This is a genomic window from Pseudomonas sp. SCB32 (assembly GCF_009189165.1).
In the GTDB taxonomy this organism is placed as follows: Bacteria; Pseudomonadota; Gammaproteobacteria; order Pseudomonadales; family Pseudomonadaceae; genus Pseudomonas.
Map to the genome: position 1 here is coordinate 3,243,965 of NZ_CP045118.1, position 21,453 is coordinate 3,265,417.

17 protein-coding genes are annotated in these 21,453 nt (G+C 67.5%); 14 read left to right on the forward strand and 3 right to left on the reverse strand.

The genetic code is table 11. The features are described from left to right. Positions 1-5 precede the first annotated feature (5 nt). From GA645_RS14970 to GA645_RS14980, 3 genes are all read left to right on the forward strand, one after another. Entirely contained in the window at positions 6-1,109 is a 1,104-nt protein-coding gene (locus GA645_RS14970; RefSeq protein ID WP_152223803.1) for an ABC transporter permease, read from the forward strand. A 65-nt stretch (positions 1,110-1,174) separates the two neighbouring features. Further along, the gene (locus tag GA645_RS14975) at positions 1,175-1,483 is read left to right on the forward strand and encodes a hypothetical protein (RefSeq protein ID WP_152223804.1); all 309 of its coding nucleotides are present in this window, start codon (positions 1,175-1,177) and stop codon (positions 1,481-1,483) included. A gap of 29 nt (positions 1,484-1,512) precedes the next feature. After that, on the forward strand, positions 1,513-3,042 hold the full coding sequence (locus GA645_RS14980; protein WP_152223805.1) for an efflux transporter outer membrane subunit: 1,530 nt from the start codon (positions 1,513-1,515) through the stop codon (positions 3,040-3,042). Here GA645_RS14980 and GA645_RS14985 read toward each other — a convergent pair. After that, the gene (locus GA645_RS14985) at positions 3,039-3,662 is read right to left on the reverse strand and encodes a DUF4157 domain-containing protein (protein WP_152223806.1); all 624 of its coding nucleotides are present in this window, start codon (positions 3,660-3,662) and stop codon (positions 3,039-3,041) included. The two genes, GA645_RS14980 and GA645_RS14985, sit on opposite strands and share 4 nt — an antisense overlap. 273 nt (positions 3,663-3,935) lie before the next feature. Between GA645_RS14985 and GA645_RS14990 the strand changes: the two genes are divergently transcribed. The 8 genes from GA645_RS14990 (at position 3,936) to GA645_RS15025 (ending at position 15,840) form a co-directional block, all read left to right on the forward strand. Next, complete coding sequence (locus tag GA645_RS14990; RefSeq protein ID WP_152223807.1) at positions 3,936-4,340, forward strand: SgcJ/EcaC family oxidoreductase; 405 nt, start codon at positions 3,936-3,938, stop codon at positions 4,338-4,340. Then, complete coding sequence (locus tag GA645_RS14995; protein ID WP_152223808.1) at positions 4,337-4,822, forward strand: ATP-binding protein; 486 nt, start codon at positions 4,337-4,339, stop codon at positions 4,820-4,822. The genes GA645_RS14990 and GA645_RS14995 overlap by 4 nt, the downstream gene beginning before the upstream one ends. 49 nt (positions 4,823-4,871) lie before the next feature. Then, positions 4,872-5,810, forward strand: coding sequence for a class I SAM-dependent methyltransferase (locus GA645_RS15000; RefSeq protein WP_152223809.1), 939 nt, complete (start codon positions 4,872-4,874; stop codon positions 5,808-5,810). 233 nt (positions 5,811-6,043) lie between these two features. Further along, a complete protein-coding gene (locus GA645_RS15005; protein WP_152223810.1) occupies positions 6,044-7,693 on the forward strand; it encodes a VRR-NUC domain-containing protein in 1,650 nt (549 codons plus the stop codon). Beyond that, entirely contained in the window at positions 7,690-10,005 is a 2,316-nt protein-coding gene (locus tag GA645_RS15010; protein ID WP_152223811.1) for an ATP-dependent DNA helicase, read from the forward strand. Before GA645_RS15005 ends, GA645_RS15010 begins: the two co-directional genes overlap by 4 nt. Before the next feature lie 720 nt (positions 10,006-10,725). Then, a complete protein-coding gene (imuA, locus tag GA645_RS15015) occupies positions 10,726-11,340 on the forward strand; it encodes a translesion DNA synthesis-associated protein ImuA (RefSeq protein WP_152223812.1) in 615 nt (204 codons plus the stop codon). Between the two features lie 7 nt (positions 11,341-11,347). After that, positions 11,348-12,757 (forward strand): DNA polymerase Y family protein, encoded by a 1,410-nt coding sequence (locus GA645_RS15020; protein WP_152223813.1) that lies wholly within the window; start codon positions 11,348-11,350, stop codon positions 12,755-12,757. After that, on the forward strand, positions 12,754-15,840 hold the full coding sequence (locus tag GA645_RS15025; RefSeq protein WP_152223814.1) for an error-prone DNA polymerase: 3,087 nt from the start codon (positions 12,754-12,756) through the stop codon (positions 15,838-15,840). Before GA645_RS15020 ends, GA645_RS15025 begins: the two co-directional genes overlap by 4 nt. Positions 15,841-16,507: 667 nt before the next feature. On the opposite strand, the gene GA645_RS29050 is transcribed toward GA645_RS15025, so the two are convergent. Beyond that, positions 16,508-16,807 (reverse strand): hypothetical protein, encoded by a 300-nt coding sequence (locus GA645_RS29050; RefSeq protein WP_152228121.1) that lies wholly within the window; start codon positions 16,805-16,807, stop codon positions 16,508-16,510. Positions 16,808-16,987: 180 nt separating this feature from the next. On the opposite strand from GA645_RS29050, the gene GA645_RS15035 reads away from it, so the two are divergent. Both GA645_RS15035 and lysA read left to right on the forward strand, forming a co-directional pair. Continuing rightward, complete coding sequence (locus GA645_RS15035; protein WP_152223815.1) at positions 16,988-17,923, forward strand: LysR family transcriptional regulator; 936 nt, start codon at positions 16,988-16,990, stop codon at positions 17,921-17,923. 79 nt (positions 17,924-18,002) lie between these two features. Further along, positions 18,003-19,247, forward strand: a complete 1,245-nt coding sequence (gene lysA / locus GA645_RS15040; RefSeq protein WP_152223816.1) for a diaminopimelate decarboxylase — start codon at positions 18,003-18,005, stop codon at positions 19,245-19,247. A 246-nt stretch (positions 19,248-19,493) separates the two neighbouring features. Here the strand turns inward: lysA and GA645_RS15045 are convergent, their stop codons facing one another. After that, positions 19,494-20,291, reverse strand: a complete 798-nt coding sequence (locus tag GA645_RS15045; RefSeq protein WP_152223817.1) for a helix-turn-helix domain-containing protein — start codon at positions 20,289-20,291, stop codon at positions 19,494-19,496. Between the two features lie 94 nt (positions 20,292-20,385). Between GA645_RS15045 and GA645_RS15050 the strand changes: the two genes are divergently transcribed. Beyond that, positions 20,386-21,279, forward strand: a complete 894-nt coding sequence (locus tag GA645_RS15050) for a DMT family transporter (RefSeq protein ID WP_152223818.1) — start codon at positions 20,386-20,388, stop codon at positions 21,277-21,279. Positions 21,280-21,453: the final 174 nt, after the last annotated feature.

The following is a 21,453-nucleotide window of genomic DNA, read 5'->3' on the forward strand; positions in this document are numbered from 1 at the left end:
ACGACATGGAATTTTTCTGGCGCATCCTCAACCTCTGGCGCAAGGAACTGCTGGTCATCCTCAAGGACCCGGCCAACCGCATCGTGCTGGTGGTGCCGGTGTTGCTGCAGAGTGTGCTGTTCGGCTACGCGGTGACCTTCGACCTCAACGACGCCCCCTACGCCCTGCTCGACCTCAGCCACGCCGAAGCCTCCAGCGAGCTCGTCTCGCGCCTGGACGGCAGCGGCATCTTCCACCGGGTGGCGACCCTCACCCGGGTCGAGGAAATCCAGACGGTGATCGACGAGCAGAAGGCGCTGCTGGTGGTCCATATCCCCTCGGATTTCCAGACCCGACTTGCCCAGGGCGACCCCGCGCCGATCCAGGTGATCCTCGACGGGCGTAACTCCAACACCGCCGGCTCCGCCGCTGCGGGGGTGGCCAACATCGTCATCGACTTCAACCGCAGCCGGGGCCTGGCAGCTCCGCCGCTGAGCGTGGTCAGCCGCGCCTGGTACAACCCCAACCTGGAAACCCGCTGGCCCCTGATCCCGGCGCTGATCGCCACCCTGAGCATGATGCAGACGCTGATGCTCACGGCACTCTCGGTGGCCCGCGAGCGCGAACAGGGCACCTTCGACCAGCTCCTGGTGACGCCCTACACGCCGCTGGAAATCATACTCGGCAAGGCCATACCACCGACCCTGATCGGCCTGGCGCAGGCGAGTCTGGTGCTGCTGATGGCGCTGTTCTGGTTCCGTATTCCCATGGCCGGCTCGCTGCTGGATCTCTACGGCGGGCTGGCGGTGTTCACCATCGCCTGCGTCGGGCTGGGCATGTCGATTTCCGCCATCTCGCTGAACATGCAGCAGGCGATGCTCTACACCTTCGTGCTGATCATGCCGCTGACGCTGCTTTCCGGCCTCGCCACGCCCGTGCGCAACATGCCGGTATTCCTGCAGACGGTCACCTACGCCAACCCGCTGCGCTTTGGCATCGACCTGATCCAGCGCATCTACCTGGAAGGCGCGACCCTCGCCAGCGTGTCGCTCAACCTGGTCCCCATGCTGGTGCTGGCCGCCATCACCCTGCCGCTCGCCTCGTGGCTGTTTCGCCACCGGCTTGCGTAGTCGATCACTTGGAATGGCCCAGCGATGCAATACCCTGACCCGACACCTCGACAGAAGCCAACGATATGAGCGACGCCAGCCAGTTCATCGTGTTCGCTGTCACCCAGCTCGCCCTGCCGTTCGGGCTGGGCTACCTGTATTGCCGCAGCAAGGGTATTCCCACCGACTCCTGGCGGGCCGGCGGCATCTGCCTGATCGCCCTCTCGGCAGCGATGCTGTTCTTCATCGGGCTGCTCGGTCTGCCCACCCATGTGAAGAACGTCGGCATGGTCAGCAATCGCTCCATGGGCCTGCTGCTGGGTGTCGCCGGCATCGCCGCAGGCCTGCTGCTGGGCTACTGCGCACGGCGCTTCGAGGGCTCGTCCGATGACTAGCGCCAAGTGAATCTGAAAGGGTGTAATCGATGAATCGCACTTCCCGCCTCGTCTCCCTTGCCCTGCTCGGCACCGGCCTCGCCGGCTGCGCCGTCGGCCCCGATTTTGAGGCGCCACAGACCCGGAGCCCGGCCAGCTGGCAGGCGGCACATTCCGGCGAGGCGGCGCTGCCTCCCGCCGCTGGCACCACCCGGCTCGCCGAGGACTGGTGGACACTGTTCAACGACCCGGTGCTGAACAACCTGCAGAGCCGCGCGGACAAGGCCAGCCCGGACCTCAACAGCGCCGTGCTGCGCTTCGCCCAGAGCCGCATGCAGCGGCAGATGGTGGCGTCCCAGCGCGGCGTGGACGTCAACGCCTCGGCGGGGGTCAATCGCCAGCGCATGAGCGAGAACGGCGCCAACGCGCTGATGATCCAGCGCATCGCCCCGGGCGCGAACAGCGAGCAGATCAGCAAGGTCCTCGCCGAACCCTTCACCCTCTACCAGGCCGGCTTCGACGCCTCCTGGGAGCCCGACCTGTGGGGTCGCATCCGCCGCTCCATCGAGTCCGCCGACGCCAGCGTGGCGGCGCAGGCGGCAATGCTCGACGAAGTGCGCCTTGGCGTTGCGGCGGAACTGTCCCGCGCCTACTTCGAGCTGCGCGGCGTGCAGCAGCAGATCGCGGTGACCCGCCAGGACCTGGCCGCCACCGAGGAATCCCTGCAACTGATCCAGGCGCGCGCCGATGGTGGGCTGGTGGACGATTTCGACGTCGAACGCCAGCGCGGCCAGCTCGCCGACCTGAGCTCGCGCCTGCCGCAACTGCTGGCCAGCGAAACCACGGCGATCAACCAGATCGGCGTGCTGGTCGGCGCCGAACCCGGCAGTCTGCGCGACGATCTCAAACCCGTGGCAGCGGTCGAACCCCAGACGCCGGACCTCAGCCTCGGCCTGCCGTCGGAACTCGCCCGCCGGCGCCCGGACATCCGCGCCGCCGAGGCCCAGTTGCACGCCGCCACGGCCAATATCGGCGTGGCGGTGGCCGACCTCTACCCGGCCATCCGCCTGGGTGCGCGTTTCGGCTTCGAGTCCACCGAGGGCGGCCACATCAGTGACTGGGGCAGCCGTACCTGGAGCGTGGGCCCGAGCCTTTCGGTACCGATCTTCGACAATGGCCGGCGGCGCTCCAGCATCAACCTGCGCAAGCTGGAACAGCAGGAAGCCGCCGTGGCCTACCAGCAGACCGTGCTCAAGGCCTGGCAGGAAGTCGATGACAGCCTCAGCCAGTACGACGCCGAACGCCAGCGCAACCGCCAGTTGCAGGACAAGCAGCGCAGCGCCGACATCACCTATGGCATGGCCAAGGCGCGCTACGCCGGCGGGATGACTGATTTCCTGGTGGAACTGGATGCCCAGCGCGCCTACCTGCAATCACGCCGCGACCTGGTGGACAGCGATACCCAGCTGCGCCTGACGCTGATCGCCCTGTGCAAGGCCTTGGGCGGCGGCACGCCGACCCTGGAATCCAGCCACGGCGGCACGCTGGCGCCGGCAGCGAAGGAAACCGCCAGCCGCTAGTGGGTCGCAGCGGCCGCCTGCTGGCTGTCGCGCAGGTCCTTGGCGACCCGCCGCTGCATGGCGTAGGCCGGCGTCTCGACAGCTTCGTAATCCTCGCTGTAGCGGCTGGCGAAGCCCTGCACACCCCACTCCCGGAACTGCTTCACGTGCCACAGCTCGTGGGCCCAGAGGGCGACGTCCTTCTGCGCGTCTTCCTCTCGACGGAAGACGATCACGTCCACCAGGGTGACGGCTTCGGTATCGGGGTTCTGCATCATGGTCTGGGCGGCGTTCAGCTCGTCCAGCGCACCGGTGGAATAGCGCGCCGCCATCAGCACCTCGTCCGGGTAATAGGCTTGCAACTGGGCGCGGATTTCCAGCGGGATCGGCTGGGTGCCGCCCTGCTCCGCCTGGTCGCGGGACTGCTGCAGCCACACGCCGAGTGCCTGGCCGGCCATCTTGCGGGTGTCGGCGATCACCGGGCCGAGCACGGCGCCAAAGTCCGGCAGGCAGACGCAGGTGTCCAGGCAGACCTGGCGCTGCCCCGTGGGACAGCTGACGGCGGGCGTTTCGACGGACACGACCAACCCGGCGAGCAACGCCAGAGCGCTCAGGATGCGGGTCGGATGGGGGGATGGCATTTGGGGGGCTCCGCTACAGCGTGGAGAAAGACTTGGCCGTTGGACCACGGCGCGGCGCGATCATGCCATGACGCCAGCAAAAAAAGAGTGCTGGCGCGACGGACGAAACTTCTGCTAGTTTCTGGCCCATGAATGCCGCCAACCGCACCTTCCAGCAGATTATTACCACCATCGCTCCGATGGTGGGTTAGCGCATTCCGCGAACAACCAAACCCGCCTCCCGGCGGGTTTTTTAATGCCCGCCGTCTGAGGCTCCCGATCGAGGAGACACTGATGGACCAGGCATCCCCCCCACAACAGCACCCCCTGCAAGCGCTCATCCAGGCCGCCGACGAGGCCATCGGCCGCGAGGACTTCGACGCGCTGCTGGAGTTCTACAGCGAAGACGCCCTGCTGGTGGTCAAGCCCGGCCTGCTGGCGCGCGGCAAGGCGCAGATCCGCCAGGCCTTCGTCGCCATCGCCGAATACTTCGGGCACAACCTGCGGGTGCGCCAGGGCCGCCTGGAAATCCTCGAAACCGGCGACACCGCCCTGGTGGTCGCGCAGACCCTGCTGGACACCAGCCACGGCAAGCTGACCCGCCGCGCCACCTACGTGTTCCGCCGCGAAGCCGACGGCGCCTGGCGTTGCGCGGTCGACAACTCCTACGGCACCGACCTGCTGGAGACCACGACATGAGTACAGGCACATTGCATCTACTCTGCGGCAAGGCAGCGTCGGGCAAGTCCTGCCTCGCCCGCGAACTGGCCGAGGCGCCGGGCACCGTGATGCTGGCCGAGGAACAATGGCTGACCGAGCTGTTCCCCTGGGGCATCAGCAACCCCGACGATTACCAGCTCTACGCCCGCCGCGTGCGCAAGGTCATGGGTCCGCACGTGGTCGGCCTGCTGCGCGCTGGCACCAGCGTAGTGCTGGATATCCCCGCTAACACCCTGGCCGACCGCCGCTGGCTGATCGACCTGGCGCAACAGGCCGGCGCCGCGCACTGCCTGCACTTCCTCGACGTCGACCCGGACACCTGCCGTAGCCGCCTGCTGGCGCGTCATGCCCTGGCGCCCCTGGCCGCACCGCTGGACCCGGCCGGCTACGAGGCGCTCAACCGCTACTTCGTCGCCCCGCGCCCGGAGGAAAAGCTGCAGGTGCAGCGCCATGGCGCGTAGAATCGCCGCCCCGATTGGCCCCAATCGCCTGATTAGAAAGACCTGAAAGATGAACACCGAAGCCATCGCCACCCTGCGCGAGCAGCTGCTCACCGCCCTGAACCCCGCCCCCGCGGAAACCCGCCGCCTGTTCCACGGCCGCGGCCGGCGCTGGCCGGGGCTGGAGCAGGTCACCGCCGACTGGCTGGAAGGCGTGCTGCTGGTTTCGCTGTTCCGCGAGCCTGCCGAAGACGAACTGGCGGCACTCAGGGCGATGCTGGTCGAACTGGCGCAAAGCGAAACCTGGCTCGCCACCGGCGCCCGCAGCCTGATGCTGCAGCACCGTTACACCCTGGACAGCACCATGGAAGTGCTCCACGGCGAAGCATTCGACGGCTGGCAGATCAGCGAACACGGCCTGCGCTACCAGCTGGACCTGGGCCGCAAGCAGAACAACGGCCTGTTCCTCGACATGCGCTACGGCCGCCAGTGGGTGCAGGCCAACTCCGCAGGCCTGCGGGTGCTCAACCTGTTCGCCTACACCTGCGGCTTCTCCGTGGCGGCGATGGCCGGCGGTGCGCAGAAGGTGGTCAACCTCGACATGGCCCGCGCCGCGCTCAGCCGGGGCCGCGACAACCACCGCCTGAATGGCCACGACCTGTCGAAGGTGAGCTTCCTCGACCACGACCTGTTCAAGTCCTGGGGCAAGGTGAAGAAATCCGGCCCGTACGACCTGATCATCATCGACCCGCCGAGCTTCCAGAAAGGCAGCTTCGTCCTGGACAAGGACTACGCCCGCGTCCTCCGGCGCCTGCCGGAATTGCTGGACGGCTCCGGCACCGTGCTGGCCTGCGTGAACGACCCGGCGGTGGGCGTCGACTTCCTCCTCCAGGGCATGGCCGCCGAGGCGCCGCAACTGCGCTTCGTCGAGCGCCTGGAAAACCCGCCGGAATTCACCGATATCGAGGAAGACAGCGGCCTCAAGGCGCTAGTGTTCCGCCTGGGTTGATCCGCTGAGCCGGTGCGATGCGGTAGAGCAAAGAGCGACCGTAGGATGGTGTGGAGCGAAGCGATACCCATCGATTCCGAGCACCCGCCGCATGGGTATCGCTTCGCTCCACCCATCCTACAGAGCCCCCCAAAACGCTGTAGGCCACATCCCGATGAAAGGCCGCACTAACCCTTGCGGCAGCGCCCCCACCGCGCCATCCTAGGCACTGTATGTAAAACCAGTGAAAACTGATGCTCGTGCCGCTCGACCCCAGCCTCTACTACCTGACCAACTTCCACCGCGCCCTCGACTGGATCGACGAACGCTACGCCGACCTGCTCGACGCCGAGGAAGCCCGGTTCATCGCCGATTTCCGCGCGCTGCCGCTGCCCTCGCGGGCGCTGCTGGTACGGCTGGTGATGCGCAAGGGCCCGCACTTTCGCGCCGGCAAGCTGAGCTACGCGGAGATCGGTGACATTCCCAGCGCCGCCGCGCCGCTGCTGGAGCTGGGCTGGCTGGACGACGCCTATCCCCTGGCGCTGGAAGAGCTGCTGCCGCTGCTGCTCAAGGACGAACTGCTCGCACGCTTCCGCGATGACCTGCCGCGCGGCGCGCTGAAGAAGGCCGAACTCTACGAGCACCTGCACGCCTACCACGAGCAGGTGCAGCCGTTCGCCGGCTGGTACCCGGACCTTGACCGCCTTTACACCCTGATGGCGACGCCGCTGTGCGACCGCCTGCGCCTGCTGTTCTTCGGCAATCTGCAGCAGGACTGGTCCGAGTTCGTCCTCGCCGACCTCGGCATCTTCCGCTACGAAACCGTCCCTTTCACCGCCGATTCCCGAGCCTTCCGCAGTCGCGACGACCTGGAGGCGTACATCCACCTGTGGAACGGAGCCGTGCGCTTCGAGACCGGCGAACCCATCGGCGAGCTGCTGGACGAGCTGGGCGACTTCCACAGCGACAACCCCTACCTGCAAGCCCGCCACGGTCGCCTGCTGTACCGCATGGCCTACCAGCTGGAGCGCGAAGGCGAGCTGGACGCCGCGCTGGCGATGTACCGGCGCACCGCTGCCGAGGGTTCGCGGCAGCGGCAGATCCGTGTGCTGGAACGCCTGCAACGCTTCGAGGAAGCCCACGCGCTGGTGCAAGCCGCCCTGGCCGCGCCGGAAAGCGACGGCGAGCTGCAGTTGGTAGAGCGCGCGCTGACCCGTCTGGTCCGCCAGCTCGGTCTACCGAAGGAAAAGGCCAGCAAAACCGCGCCGCCGCTGCGCATCGACCTGGAACTGCCACGCCCGGACGTCAACGTCGAGTTCGCCGTGCAGGCCGTGCTTCACGAGGACAAAGCACCGGTGCACTACGTGGAGAACGCGCTGGTCTGCAGCCTGTTCGGTCTGCTCTGCTGGGACGTGATCTTCGCCCCGCTGCCCGGCGCCTTCTTCCACCCCTTCCAGGCCGGGCCCAGCGATCTCAACCGCAGCGACTTCGTCAGCCGCCGCGCCGAAGCCTTCGCCGCACGCCTGGCGCTGCTCGAAAGCGACGCGTACCTGGAGGCGATCCGCGAAACCTGGGTCGCCAAGTTCGGCATCCTCTCGCCTTTCGTGCACTGGGAGCTGCTGGACGAAAACCTGCTGGAGCAGGCCCTGCACTGCCTGCCGGCGGCGCACCTGAAGCTGTGGTTCGAGCGCCTGCTGGCCGACCCCAAGGCCAACCGTGCCGGCATGCCCGACCTGATCCAGTTCTGGCCCGGCGAGGCGCGCTACCGGATGATCGAGGTGAAAGGCCCTGGCGACCGCCTGCAGGATAACCAGAAGCGCTGGCTGGCCTTCTGCGCCGAGCACGGCATGCCGGTGGAGGTCTGCTACGTGCGCTGGCAGGGCGAGGCGGACGAGCCCTCATGAGCTACGCCATCGCCGTGCGCGCGCTGTGCGAATTCACCGCCAAGGAAGGTGACCTCGACCTGCGCTTCACCCCCGCCCCCACCGCCCAGGAAGGCATGGCCGGGCATGCCACGGTGGTCTCTCGCCGGGGGCTGGGCTACATCGCCGAACTGCCGTTGCGCGGCGAATATCCGGGGCTGGTGGTCAGCGGCCGCGCCGACGGCTACGACCCGACCGAAAACCTGCTGGAAGAGATCAAGACCCACCGCGGCGACGTCGCGCGTATCCCGCAGAACCACCGGCTGCTGCACTGGGCGCAGGTGAAGGTGTACGGCTGGCTGCTGTGCCAGACCCTGGAGATCGACGCCATCGATCTGGCCGTCGTCTACTTCAACGTCATCACCCAGAAGGAAACCGAAATCCGCGAGCGCTTCGCCGCCGCCGATCTGCGCGCCTTCTTCGAGCTGCAGTGCCAGCGCTTCGTAAAGTGGGCCGAGCAGGAAAGCGCCCACCGCGTCGAGCGCGACCAGGGACTGGAGGCGCTGCGCTTCCCCTACGCCGAGTTCCGCCAGGGCCAGCGGATGCTCGCCGAGTCGGTGTACCGCGCCGCCCGCGACGGCCAGACGCTGATGGCCCAGGCCACCACCGGTATCGGCAAGACCCTCGGCACGCTGTTCCCGCAGCTCAAGGCCTTCCCCGGCCAGCAGCTGGACCGACTGTTCTTCCTCACCGCCAAGACCCCCGGCCGGCGCCTGGCCCTGGACGCCCTGGCGACCCTGCGCCAGCAGGAGGCCGCGCAGCCGCTGCGGGTGCTGGAGCACGTCGCCCGCGACAAGGCCTGCGAGCACCCGGACAAGGCCTGCCACGGCGAATCCTGCCCGCTGGCCAAGGGTTTCTACGACCGCCTGCCCGCCGCCCGCGAGGCCGCGCTCAAGCAGCGCTGGCTGACCCAGGAAACGGTGCGCAAGGTGGCGCTGGAGCACCAGGTCTGCCCCTACTACCTGAGCCAGGAGCTGTGCCGCTGGGCCGACGTGGTGGTGGGCGACTACAACTACTACTTCGACATGACCGCCCTGCTCTACGGCCTCACCGTGCTCAACGACTGGAAGGTCACCCTGCTGGTGGACGAGGCGCACAACCTCATCGAGCGCGGCCGCGGCATGTACAGCGCCGAGCTGGACCAGGGCGAGTTCAACGCCCTGCGCAAGGTCGCCCCGGCCAAGCTGAAGAGCGCGCTGGAACGCGTCGGCCGGCACTGGAACCAGCTGCACCAGGACCAGGACGTGGATTACCAGATCTACCCGACCATCCCCGACCTGTTCATCGCCGCGTTGCAGAAGGCCGTCAGCGCCATCACCGACCACCTCACCGACCAGCCCACCGGTAACGAGGCCGAGCTGTTGAGCTTCTATCTCAACGCCATGCTGTTCTGCCGGCTGGCCGAAGCCTACGGGCCGCACTCGCTGTTCGACATCACCCGCCACGACGTCAGCGCGCGGCGCGTGCTCTCGACCCTGTGCCTGCGCAACGTGGTGCCGGCGCCTTTCCTCGCCGAACGCTTCAAGGTGGCGCATAGCACCACGCTGTTCTCCGCCACGCTGACCCCGGCGCACTACTACGCCGACCTGCTCGGCCTGCCGGAAGACGCCGGCTGGCGCGAAGTGGAGTCGCCCTTCCACGCCGAACAGCTGGAAGTCCATGCGCTGAGCAACCTGTCCACCCGCTACCAGCACCGCGAGGCCAGCCTCACGCCGATCAGCACGCTGATGGCCCGGCAATTCCGCGCCCGGCCCGGCAACTACCTGGCCTTTTTCAGTAGCTACGCCTACCTGCAGCAGGCGCTGGAACGCTTCACCGCCGAACACCCGGATATCCCCTACTGGGTGCAGTCGCGCAGCATGAACGAACTGGAGCGCCAGGCCTTCCTCGACCGCTTTACCACGGACTCGCGCGGCATTGGCTTCGCCGTGCTCGGCGGCGCCTTCGGCGAGGGCATCGACCTGCCGGGCGACCGGCTGATCGGCGCCTTCATCGCCACACTGGGCCTGCCGCAGGTGAACGAGGTCAACGAGGAGATCAAGCAGCGCATGCAGGGAATGTTCGGCGACGGCTACGACTACACCTACCTGTTCCCCGGCTTGCAGAAAGTCGTTCAGGCGGCTGGCCGGGTCATCCGCACCCCCACGGATTCGGGGGTGATCTACCTGCTCGACGACCGCTTCAACCAACCGGCGGTGCGGCGGTTGCTGCCGGGGTGGTGGAAGCCGGAGCGATTGAAGTTCATCGCCGACCCGCCGCGGTCGAAGGCGCCGCAGGGGGATCTGCTGCTGTAAGCCTGCGCGCGGATATCCGTACTCCGCGATTGTCCTTGTGCCGTGCGGTTCGCGAGCAAGAACTGGGCGTCCCCCTCGGTCCTACGAAGAGCGCTCCGACTTTCCCTGTAGGAGCGGGCACCGAGGTACAGCGCCAAATTGTAGGAGCGAGCTTGCTCGCGAACCCACTCAGCGCCGGCCTTGCCGGCTGATCGCGGAGAAGCTCCGCTCCTACGAAAGAGCAGCTTTGGCTTTGGCTTTTAAGTCTTCCAGAGAAACATCCACGCGCGCCGAATGCCCCATTCAGTAGGCCTCGTTGAAACTTCGATTCAACGAGGGAATTTTCCGTCCCAAGCGAAAAACCGGATGTCCGGGGCAAGACCTTTGCCTACTTTGGGGCGTTTGCCAAAGTAGGTCGCCCGAGGGGGCGAAACCCAGTATGTCCGCAAACGCCGAAGCCGCACAGGAACACCCAAGCCAACGCAGCAGACCTGCAACACCAGAGCAAGAGAAAGCGCCGACCCTGCCGGCGGATCGCGGGCAGGGCCCGCTCATACAGAAAGCGCCCCGCGCGTCCGAATCCCCTTCAGACCAACCACCATTGACGCCCCCACTCCACCGGATAAACTGTATATCCATACAGCGCAATCCGAGCCATCCCATGCCCCGCCACCCCATTTCCCTCCCCCGGCCCTCCTGCCGGACACCTGACCGTCGTCGCTTGCCGACCAGGAGCGAGTGATGGGCAGCGTGGTCGCGCTCGACACCCTGTTCCATCAGCGCCAGGTCTGGAAGGGCCAGCCCCAGGGCCTGCCGCCCAGCCTGCAGCCCACTGGCCACACGGTGCTGGATGCCACCCTGCCCAGCGGCGGTTGGCCGGAAGCGGCGCTCAGCGAAATCCTCCTGGCCGCCGAAGGCACCGGCGAGCTGCAACTGGTCTGGCCGACCCTCGCGCGGCTCAGCGCAGCCGGCGAACGCATTGTGCTGGTCGCCCCCCCCCACATCCCCTACCCGGCCGCCTGGCAGGCCGCCGGGGTCGCGCTGGATCAGCTCGCCATCGTGCAAGCCAGCGGCCGCGACGCCCTCTGGGCCGCCGAGCAATGCCTGCGCTCGGGCAGTTGCGGCGCCGTGCTGTGCTGGCCGCAACAGGCCGACGACCGCGCCCTGCGCCGTCTGCAGGTGGCCGCCGAAACCGGGCAGGCCCTGGCCATCGCCTACCGCTCGCAGCGTGAAGCGCTCAACCCCTCGCCCGCCGCCCTGCGCCTGGCGCTGGACGCCAATCCGGCGCAGCTGCGCGTGCTCAAGTGCCGGGGCGGCCTGGCGCCGGCGCGGCCCATCCCGCTGCCCTGGCACTGAGGTCGCCATGCTCTGGGCCTGCATTCTCCTGCCACAGCTGGCAATGGACGGCGTGCTGCGCGGCCGTCCCGAGCCGGACGCCGCCCTGGCGCTGCTCGCCGGGCCGCCCCAGCGCCGCGTGTTGCAAGCGGTGAACCCGGCCGCGCGGGCACTGGGCCTCAAGCCCGGCCAGTCGCTCACCGCCGCCCAGGCCTTGAGCCGCGACTTCGCCACCGCCGAGTACGACCTGCGCGAAGTGCAGCGCTGGCAGAACCTGCTGGCCGCCTGGGCCTACGGCTTCAGCTCGCAGGTCAGCCAGCACTACCCGCGCGCGCTGCTGCTGGAGGTGCAGTCCAGCCTGCAATTGTTCGGCCCCTGGCCGCGCTTCGAGGCGCGTCTGCGCGAGGAGCTGAACGGGCTGGGCTTCCGCCATCGCATCACCGCCGCGCCCAATCCGGCCGCCGCGCGCATCCTCGCCAACGGCCACGACGGCCTGGCGATCCACGACAACGACCAGTTGCGCCAGTACCTGGGCAGGATGCCGCTGGAGCGCCTGGGCCTGGAGCGTGACGCCGCCACCTCGCTGGGCCGCATGGGCCTGCGCAGCCTGCAGCAACTGCTCGCCCTGCCGCGCGAAAGCCTGGCCCGGCGCTTCCCGCCGCAGGTGCTGCGGCAGGTCGACACCCTGCTCGGCCAGCGCCCGCTGGCCCTGGAGTTTTATCGGCCACCGGACCGCTTCGAGTCGCGTATCGAGCTGAACTTCGACGTGGAATCCACCCAGGCGCTGCTGTTCCCGCTGCGCCGCCTGACCGCCGACCTTGCCGCCTTCCTCGCCGGGCGCGACAGCGGCGTGCAGCGTTTCGTCCTGCATCTGGAGCACCACGAAGGCAGCGACACGCAAATGCCGGTCGGCCTGCTCAGCGCCGAGCGCGAGGCGGCGATGCTCTTCGAGCTGACCCGTGGCCGCCTGGAGCAACTGCAACTGCGCGCCCCGGTGCACAGCGTGCGTCTGCTGGCCGACGATCTACCACCCTTCGTGCCGCAGCACCGCGAGCTGTTCGACGACCGCCCGCAACAGTCGCTGCCTTGGGAGCAGCTGCGAGAACGCCTGCGCGCGCGACTGGGTGACGACGCCGTGCACAGTCTGGGTAGCCGCGCCGACCATCGCCCCGAGCGCGCCTGGCAAGACAGCTCCACGCCGCTGCAGCCCATCACCGAAGCTCCGCGTCCCGGCTGGCTGCTGGCCGAACCCCAGCCGCTGCGCGAGTTCGCCCCGACCCTGCTGGCGGGCCCCGAGCGCATCGAATCCGGCTGGTGGGACAGCGAGGACATCCGCCGCGACTACTACCAGGTGCGCACCCGCAGCGGCCAGCGCGCCTGGGTATTCCGCCCGGTGGGCGACGACGGGCCCCTGCTGCTGCACGGCTGGTTCGCATGAGCGCGCCAGTCGAAGGCATCGGCTACGCGGAGTTGCACTGCCTGTCCAACTTCAGCTTCCAGCGCGGCGCCTCCAGCGCCGCCGAGCTGTTCGAGCGGGCGAAGAAGCTCGGCTACCGGGCGCTTGCGATCACCGACGAATGCAGCCTGGCCGGCATCGTCCGCGCCTGGCAGGCCTCGAAGGAGAAGGAAATCCCGCTGATCACCGGCAGCGAGCTGAGCCTCGAGCAAGGCCCGAAGCTGGTACTGCTGGCAGAGAACCTGGCCGGCTATGAGAACCTCTGCCGCCTGCTCACCCACGCCCGCCGCCGCGCCGAGAAAGGCAGCTATCGCCTGGTGCGCGCGGACTTCGACGGTAACCTCAACCACCTGCTGGCGATCTGGCTGCCACGAAACGAGCAGGACGACGACGGCCTCTGGCTGCGCGGCCTGTTCCCCGAGCGCCTGTGGCTCGGCGTCGAACTGCACAAGGGCCCGGACGACACCGGCAAGCTGCGCCGCCTGCAGGAACAGGCCGCACGTCTGTCCATCCCCGCCGTGGCCTGCGGCGACGTGCACATGCACGCCCGTGGCCGCCGCGCCCTGCAGGACTGCATGACCGCCATCCGCCAGCACCTGCCGGTGCACGAGGCCGGCCAGCACCTCTACCCCAACGGCGAGCGCCATCTGCGGCCGTGGGAGGCGCTGGCGTCGACCTACCCGGCCGAGCTGCTGGCGGAAACGCTGAAGATTGCCGAGCGCTGCACCTTCGATCTGAGCAATCTGAAGTACCAGTACCCACGCGAGCTGGTGCCCGAAGGCCATACGCCGACCACCTGGCTGCGCGAGAAGACTGAGGAAGGCATCAAGCGCCGCTGGCCGGAGGGCGAGACCGATACAGCGCGCAAACAGGTGGAATACGAGCTGGAGCTGATCGCCGAGCTGGGATACGACAGTTACTTCCTCACCGTCCACGACATCGTCGCCTTCGCCCGCCGCCAGAGCATCCTCTGCCAAGGGCGCGGTTCAGCGGCCAACTCGGTGGTCTGCTTCTCCCTTGGGATCACAGAACTAGACCCATCCAAGGCGAAACTGCTGTTCGAACGCTTCATCTCCCGCGAGCGCAACGAGCCGCCGGACATCGACGTCGACTTCGAACACGACCGCCGCGAGGAAGTCATCCAGTACGTGTTCCAGCGCTACGGCCGCAGCCGCGCCGCGCTCACCGCCGTGGCCAGCACCTACCGGGGCGCCGGCGCGGTGCGCGACGTGGCCAAGGCGCTGGGGCTGCCGCCGGACCAGGTCGGCGCGCTGGCCGACTGCTGCGGCGCCTGGAGCCGCGAAGCGCCGCCGCCCGAGCGCCTGCTGGAGGCCGGCTTCGACCCGGAAAGCCCGATCCTGCGCCGCGTGCTGGCCCTGACCGGGCAATTGGTCGGCTTCCCCCGGCACCTGTCACAGCACCCCGGTGGATTCGTCATTTCCCAGCAGCCGCTGGAAACCCTGGTGCCGGTGGAGAACGCGGCGATGCCCGAGCGCACCCTGATCCAGTGGGACAAGGACGACCTCGACGCCGTCGGCCTGCTCAAGGTCGACGTGCTCGCCCTCGGCATGCTCAGCGCCCTGCGCCGCTGCTTCAACCTGATCGCCGACTATCGCGGCCAGCACTGGACCCTCGCCACGCTGCCGCAGGAGTGCGCGCAGACCTACGCGATGATCAGCCGCGCCGACACCGTTGGCGTGTTCCAGATCGAGTCCCGCGCGCAGATGGCCATGTTGCCGCGCCTGCGCCCCGAGACCTTCTACGACCTGGTGATCGAAGTCGCCATCGTCCGCCCCGGCCCGATCCAGGGTGACATGGTCCACCCCTACCTGCGGCGGCGGAACAAGGAAGAAAAGGTCGACTACCCCTCCGAGGAACTCAAGCCGGTGTTCGAGCGCACCCTGGGCGTGCCGCTGTTCCAGGAGCAGGTGATGCAGCTGGCGATCATCGCCGCCGAGTACACCCCCGGCGAGGCCGATCACCTGCGCCGCTCCATGGCCGCCTGGAAGCGCCACGGCGGGCTGGAACCGCACCGCAAGAAGCTGTTCGAGCGCATGACCGCCAAGGGCTACCCGCAGGAATACATCGCGCGCATCTTCGAGCAGATCAAGGGCTTCGGCAGCTACGGCTTCCCCGAGTCCCACGCCGCCAGCTTCGCCCTGCTCACCTACGCCAGTTGCTGGCTGAAATGCCACGAACCGGCAGCCTTCACCTGCGCGCTGATCAACAGCTGGCCCATGGGTTTCTACAGCCCCGACCAGCTGCTGCAGGACGCCCGCCGCCACGGCCTGGAGATCCGTCCGGTGGACGTGCGCCACAGCCTCTGGGACTGCACCCTGGAACCCATTCCCGAACGCCAGCCGGCGATCCGCCTCGGCCTGCGCATGGTGCGCGGGCTGCGCGAGGACGTGGCCAACGCCATGACCCAGGCGCGCGAGCAGCGGCCCTTCGACGACGTCGCCGACCTCTGCCTGCGCGCCCATCTGGACGGCCGCGCACGTGAACAGCTGGCCGACGCCGGCGCCCTGCGCGGCCTCGCCGGCCATCGGCACAAGGCGCGCTGGGCGATTGCCGGGGTCGAGCCGCAATTGCCGCTGTTCGCCGGCCAGGTCACCGAGGAAGCGCCGGTCAGCCTGCCGCTGCCCAGCCGTGGTGAAGACCTGCTGACCGACTACGCGACCCTCGGTACCACCCTCGGCCCGCACCCCATGACCCTGCTGCGCGGCGCCCTCAAGGCCCGCCGTTGCCGCAGCTCACGGGAGCTGACCAGCCTGGAAGCCGACCGCCCGGTGCGCGTCGCCGGCCTGGTCGTCGGCCGCCAGCGCCCCGGCACGGCCAGCGGCGTCACCTTCGTCACCCTGGAAGACGAGTTCGGCATGATCAACGTGATCGTCTGGCGCGACCTCGCCGAACAGCAGCGCCGCCCCTTCCTCAGCGCCCGCCTGATGCAGGTGGACGGCACCCTGGAAGCCAAGGACGGCGTGCGCCATGTGATCGCCGGGAGGCTGACGGACTTGAGTGAGCTGCTGGAGGGGCTGGATGTGCGGAGTCGGGATTTTCACTGAGCCCAGTTACACGTATCGAATCTCGCAGAAGCGCAGGTTCATAGGATGGCGTGGAGCGAAGCGATACCCATCAGCTCCATGCGCCATCGGCATGAGTATCGCTGCGCTCCACCCATCCTACAAAGAGCAACGTAGAGCGCATAACCCGGAACGAGTTATCCCCCCTACATGGCTGACGCCGACCATGCTGGCGAATCGCGGAGAAGGGCTAGGCGCCCCCTCGCCTGCTGCAGCGCCTGCTGTCGCGTTTCGGCGTGCGCTGACGGAGTCCGCGATCCCCCAAGTTCGCGAGCAAGCTCGCTCCTACGAAAAGCGGTTTCCAGCGAGACATCCGCACACGCCGGAGCGCCCCTTCAGGAGACCGAGTGGAATCGGAGTTTCAGGGGTTGAGCGGCAAGGATGCCGCGAGAGCGTCGTTGGGCCATGGATGGCCCGTCGACGCGTGCCCCTGAAACTTCGATGGAGCGACGGTATTTTTCGCCTAAGCGAAAAACCGGATGCAGGGGCAAAACCTTTGGTTACTTTCTGGGGGGCGGCCATCCGCCGTTTGAGAAAGTAACTCGCCCGAGGGGGCGAAACAAAAAGTCCCAGCACACGCTGAAGCGGCGCAAAAACACCTAACCCGAAAACGGCGCATAAAGCCTTAGGCGTTATGCGCCCTACATGGCTATTTACGCCGATAACTCTTGTTCCCACTAGGCGTCAGGCAGTAGACGCCGCCGCGCGGCCCCGTACAGAAGGTACCGCTGCTGCAAGAGCAAGAACCGCTATCGGACGAAAAGCGTTGCAGCGAAGGAGCGCTGGAACCGCGCAGTCCTGTATAGGCCGGGCAGCTCTTCTTCGAACCGCTGATGGAGCCGTCATTACAGAGGAAGAGATCGCCCTGGCAACGGGCGATACCGCCCTTGCTGCCGGAACAGGGGGTATTAGCAGCGAGCACCAGCGTCGTGGCGAACACCAGCGCCATCCCTATCGACCAAACCGAAAATTTGCGCATCCTGCGTCCACCCATTAATGGTGGCGCAATGCTATAGCGCGATGACGATCTTGTCAGGACACTCTGAAGGCAATGGCCCTCAAGGCATTGGAATTTGCCCACGGCGCTCGCGCCCCTTACCCTCCCGCTATCTCCCTTCTGGCCTACCCCATGATTACCCTCCGCCACATCGAAGTCTTCCGCGCGGTCATGACCACCGGCAGCGTCACCCGCGCGGCCTCCTTCCTGCACACCAGCCAGCCCACGGTCAGCCGCGAACTGGCGCGGCTGGAGCAGCTGATCGGCTTCGACCTGTTCGTGCGCGAGCGCGGGCGGCTGGCGCCGACGGCGCGGGCGTTGATGCTGTTCGAGGAGGTGGAGCGCTCCTTCACCGGGTTGGACCGCATCGTCGCCTTCGCCGGCAGCCTCGGGCAGTTCGCCGAGGGCAAGTTCTCCATCGGCTGCCTGCCGGCGCTGTCCCAGGCGCTGTTGCCGGAAGCCTGCCGGCGCTTCAGCCGGGAAAACCCCGCCATCAGCCTGGAAGTGGCGGCGCTGGAATCGCCGCATCTGGAAGAGGCGCTCAGCGCCCAGCACCACGACATCGGCCTGATCGAGAACGACGACGCCCCGCGCGGCACCGAGTTGCAGCCGCTGCTGGCGGTGGATGAGGTGTGCATCCTCCCGGACGGCCATCCGCTGCTGGCCCGCGAGCGCCTGGAGGCGGCGGACTTCGCCGGCCTGCCCTTCGTCAGCCTGGCCACCAGCGACCGCTACCGGCACCTGATCGACGCCGTGTTCCTCGGTGCCGGCGTGCAACGGCAGATGCAGGTGGAAACCCACAGTGCCGTCTCGGTGTGCAGCATGGTCCGCGCCGGACTGGGCCTGGCCGTGGTCAACCCGATTACCGCGCTGATGTTCCAGGGCCAGGGCATCCAGCTGCGCCCACTGGCATTCTCGTTGCCGTTCCTGGTCAGCGTGGCGAAACCGCTGTACCGCCCCGCTACACCGCTGCGCGAGCGCTTCGTGGCGGCGCTTCAGGCAGAAGCTGGCGTGCTGGTACAGCGCCTGCGCGAAGCCGGCGTGGGCTGCACCCTATATCAAAATTGAATTGACCAACCAACAAGCGGCATTATTCAGGCATGCAAAGGACCGGTAGACTGGCGCCATCTACCTTCGGAGTTCATTCATGCCCTTCCTCGCCCTGCCCCGCGCCGAACAGCTGGCCCTGCAATTCGGCACCCCGCTGTGGGTCTACGACGCCGCCACCATCCGCGGCCAGATCGAGCGCCTGAAGAGCTTCGACACCATCCGCTTCGCCCAGAAGGCCTGCTCGAACCTGCACATCCTGCGCCTGATGCGCGAACAGGGGGTGAAGGTCGACGCGGTGTCCCAGGGCGAGCTGCTGCGCGCCCTGGCCGCCGGCTACTCGTGCCGGGAGGATGAGTCCGATATCGTCTTCACTGCCGACCTGCTGGACCGCGCCACCCTGGAAACCGTGGTCGAGCACGGCATCCCGGTGAACGCCGGCTCCATCGACATGCTCCGCCAGTTGGGCGAGGTCGCCCCCGGCCACCCGGTCTGGCTGCGCATCAACCCCGGTTTCGGCCACGGCCACAGCAACAAGACCAACACCGGCGGCGAGCACTCCAAGCACGGCATCTGGCACAGCGACCTGCGCGCCGCCCTGGACGTGATCCGCGAGCGCGGCCTGCGCCTGGTGGGCCTGCACATGCACATCGGTTCGGGCGTCGACTACGGCCACTTGGCCCAGGTCGGCGAGGCCATGCTCGGTCTGGTGCGCCTGGTGAAGGGCGCCGGCCACGACCTGTCCGGGATTTCCGCTGGCGGCGGCCTGTCCATCCCCTACCGCGACGGCGATCCGGAAGTGGATACCGCGCACTACTTCCAGCTCTGGGACAAGGCTCGCAAGGCCGCCGAGGCCGTGGTCGGCCACAAACTGCACCTGGAAATCGAACCGGGCCGCTACCTGGTCGCCCAGGCCGGTTGCCTGCTCAGCGAAGTCCGGGCCACCAAGGACGCCGGCCGCAACCACTTCGTGCTGGTGGACGCCGGCTTCAACGAGCTGATGCGCCCGTCGATGTATGGCAGCTACCACGGCATCAGCCTGCTGGCCGGTGACGCGGACAGCCGCGAGGTGATCGACAGCGTGGTGGCCGGCCCACTGTGCGAGTCCGGCGACGTGTTCACCCAGGGCGATGGCGGCGTGGTCACCCCCCGCGCGCTGCCTCGCGCCCAGGTTGGCGACCTGCTGCTGATCCACGACACCGGAGCGTACGGCGCGTCCATGTCGTCGAACTACAACAGCCGCCCGCTGATTGCCGAGGTGCTGCTGGAGGGCGCGGATGCCAAGCTGATCCGCCGCCGCCAGCGCGTGGAAGAGCTGCTGGCGCTGGAAGAAGACCTGGGCTGATCGAGCCTTAACGCAAGTCCCAGCGTTTGCAGGAGAGATCGGGGGCCGGGCCTCTCCTACGTTGTTTCTGGGTGATTCCCCTTCGGGACAGCGCTTGCGCTGAACGCACTTCAGTGCGGCCCGAAGGGTGAGCGCAGCGAATAGCCCAAAAGACAGTTGCTCCTACAAGCTTCTCCGCGACTCGCCGGCAAGGCCAGCGTCAGGCAGGTCCGCGAGCAAGCTCGCTCCTACAAGATCAAAAGCCCCTCACGCCTGCCCCAGCGCCCGGAAGGTCGAGCGGTACTGCTCCGGCGTGGTGCCGGAGAGCCGGCGGAACATCGCGATGAACGCCGACGGGCTGCTATAGCCCAGGTTGAAGGCGATCTGCTGAACCCCCTCTCCTGATGTCAGCGCCTCGATGGCGGCGAGAAACCGCAGGCGCTGTCGCCATTCCCCGAACGACATCCCCAATTCCCGCCGACAGGCCCGCGCCAGGGTGCGCTCGGTGCTGTGTACGCGCTCGGCCCACTGGGCCAGGGTGTGGTTGTCGCCGGGCGCGGCCTGCAGCGCGGCCAGCACTTCACCCAATGCGCCGCCATTGGCGTACGGCAGATAGTCGTCGTGGGGCTGCGCCGCTTGCAGCTGATCGATCACCACGTCGGCCAGTCGGCGGTCCGCATCGCTCTGCGGGACGTTCACCTGGCGCTCGGCGAAATCGGAAAGGATGGCCTTGAGAATGTCGCTGATCGCCAGGGTGCAGGGTGAAACCGGCAGCTTGCGCGACAGCTCGGCGGACACATAAAGCGAGCGATAGACGATGGCCTGGCGGTTGTAGCAGCTGTGCTCCCGCCCCGGCGGCACCCACACGGCGTACTGCGGCGGCGAGAGGAAGCGCTGGCCATCCACCTCCAGCTCCATCACACCGTGGGAGGCGTAGTTGAGCTGGCCCCAGGCGTGGCGATGGCTGGGCGAGTGGGTGCCGGCATCGAACTCGTCGTAACGGAAGTAGATGTCCGAAGGCAGCGCTTCGAAAGTGGGCGGGAAAAGTGCCGTGGCGCGGGTCATGTCCGAATGCCGGGGTGGATTGTCCGGATTTCATTATACGTCTCGATTCGGACGGACGGACAATACGCACCGTTATCCCCGGAAGCGTTCCACCATGAATTACCTGTTCCCCCTGCTGGCCGTGGTCATCTGGTCCGGCAATACCGTCGTCAACAAACTCGCCGTGGGGCAGATCGCCCCGGCGGAGATCGGCTTCTTCCGCTGGCTGCTGGCCGGCCTGCTGCTGACCCCCTTCATGCTCCGCGCCACCCTCGCCCACTGGCCGACGATCCGCGCCAACCTGGGCAAGATCGTCACCCTCGGCCTGCTCGGCATGGCCGTCTACCAGTGCCTGGCCTACTACGCCGCCGCGCTGACCTCGGCCACCAACATGGGCATCATCCTCTCGCTGATGCCGCTGATGTCCCTTGCGCTGGCCTCGATCCTGCTCGGTAACCGCATGAGTTTCGCGGCGCTGCTCGGCGCGCTGGTCTCGCTGAGCGGCGTACTGCTGGTGATCACCCAGGGCAACCCGCAGCAGTTGCTCAGCCACGGCGTGAACCTGGGCGACGGCATGATGATCTTCGCCACCCTCGCCTACGGCGTGTATGGCGTGCTGCTGAAGAAGTGGAACCTGCGACTGCCGCCGCTGGTGATGCTCTACCTGCAGGTGCTGGTGGCGATTCTGGCGCTACTACCGCTGTACCTGGTCTCGCCGCACACGGGGCTGACCGCATCCAACCTGCCGCTGGTGCTCTACGCCGCGCTGTTCGCCTCCATCGTCGGCGCGCTGGCCTGGATGCAGGGCGTGGCGCGCATGGGCCCGAGCCGCATGTCGCTGTTCTTCAACCTGCTGCCGGTGCTGACCGCCGCCATCGCCGCCGTAGTGCTGGGCGAGCGCCTGACCAGCTACCACCTGGTCGGCGGTGCGCTGACCCTGGCCGGCGTGCTGCTGGCCGAACTCTGGCGGCCACGGGAGAAACCCGCCGCCGCCATCAGCGCCCGCTGATTCAGGAGCACCCTCCGTCAATTGGTTCGGCCCGATGTCGGGGATTCAGGCCCTGTAGGAGCAACAGTCTTTTGTGCCCTTGTAGGATGGCGTAGAGCGAAGCGAAACCCATCAACATCGTGCACCGACAGCATGGGTATCGCTTCGCTCCACCCATCCTACGAATTGCGGCAA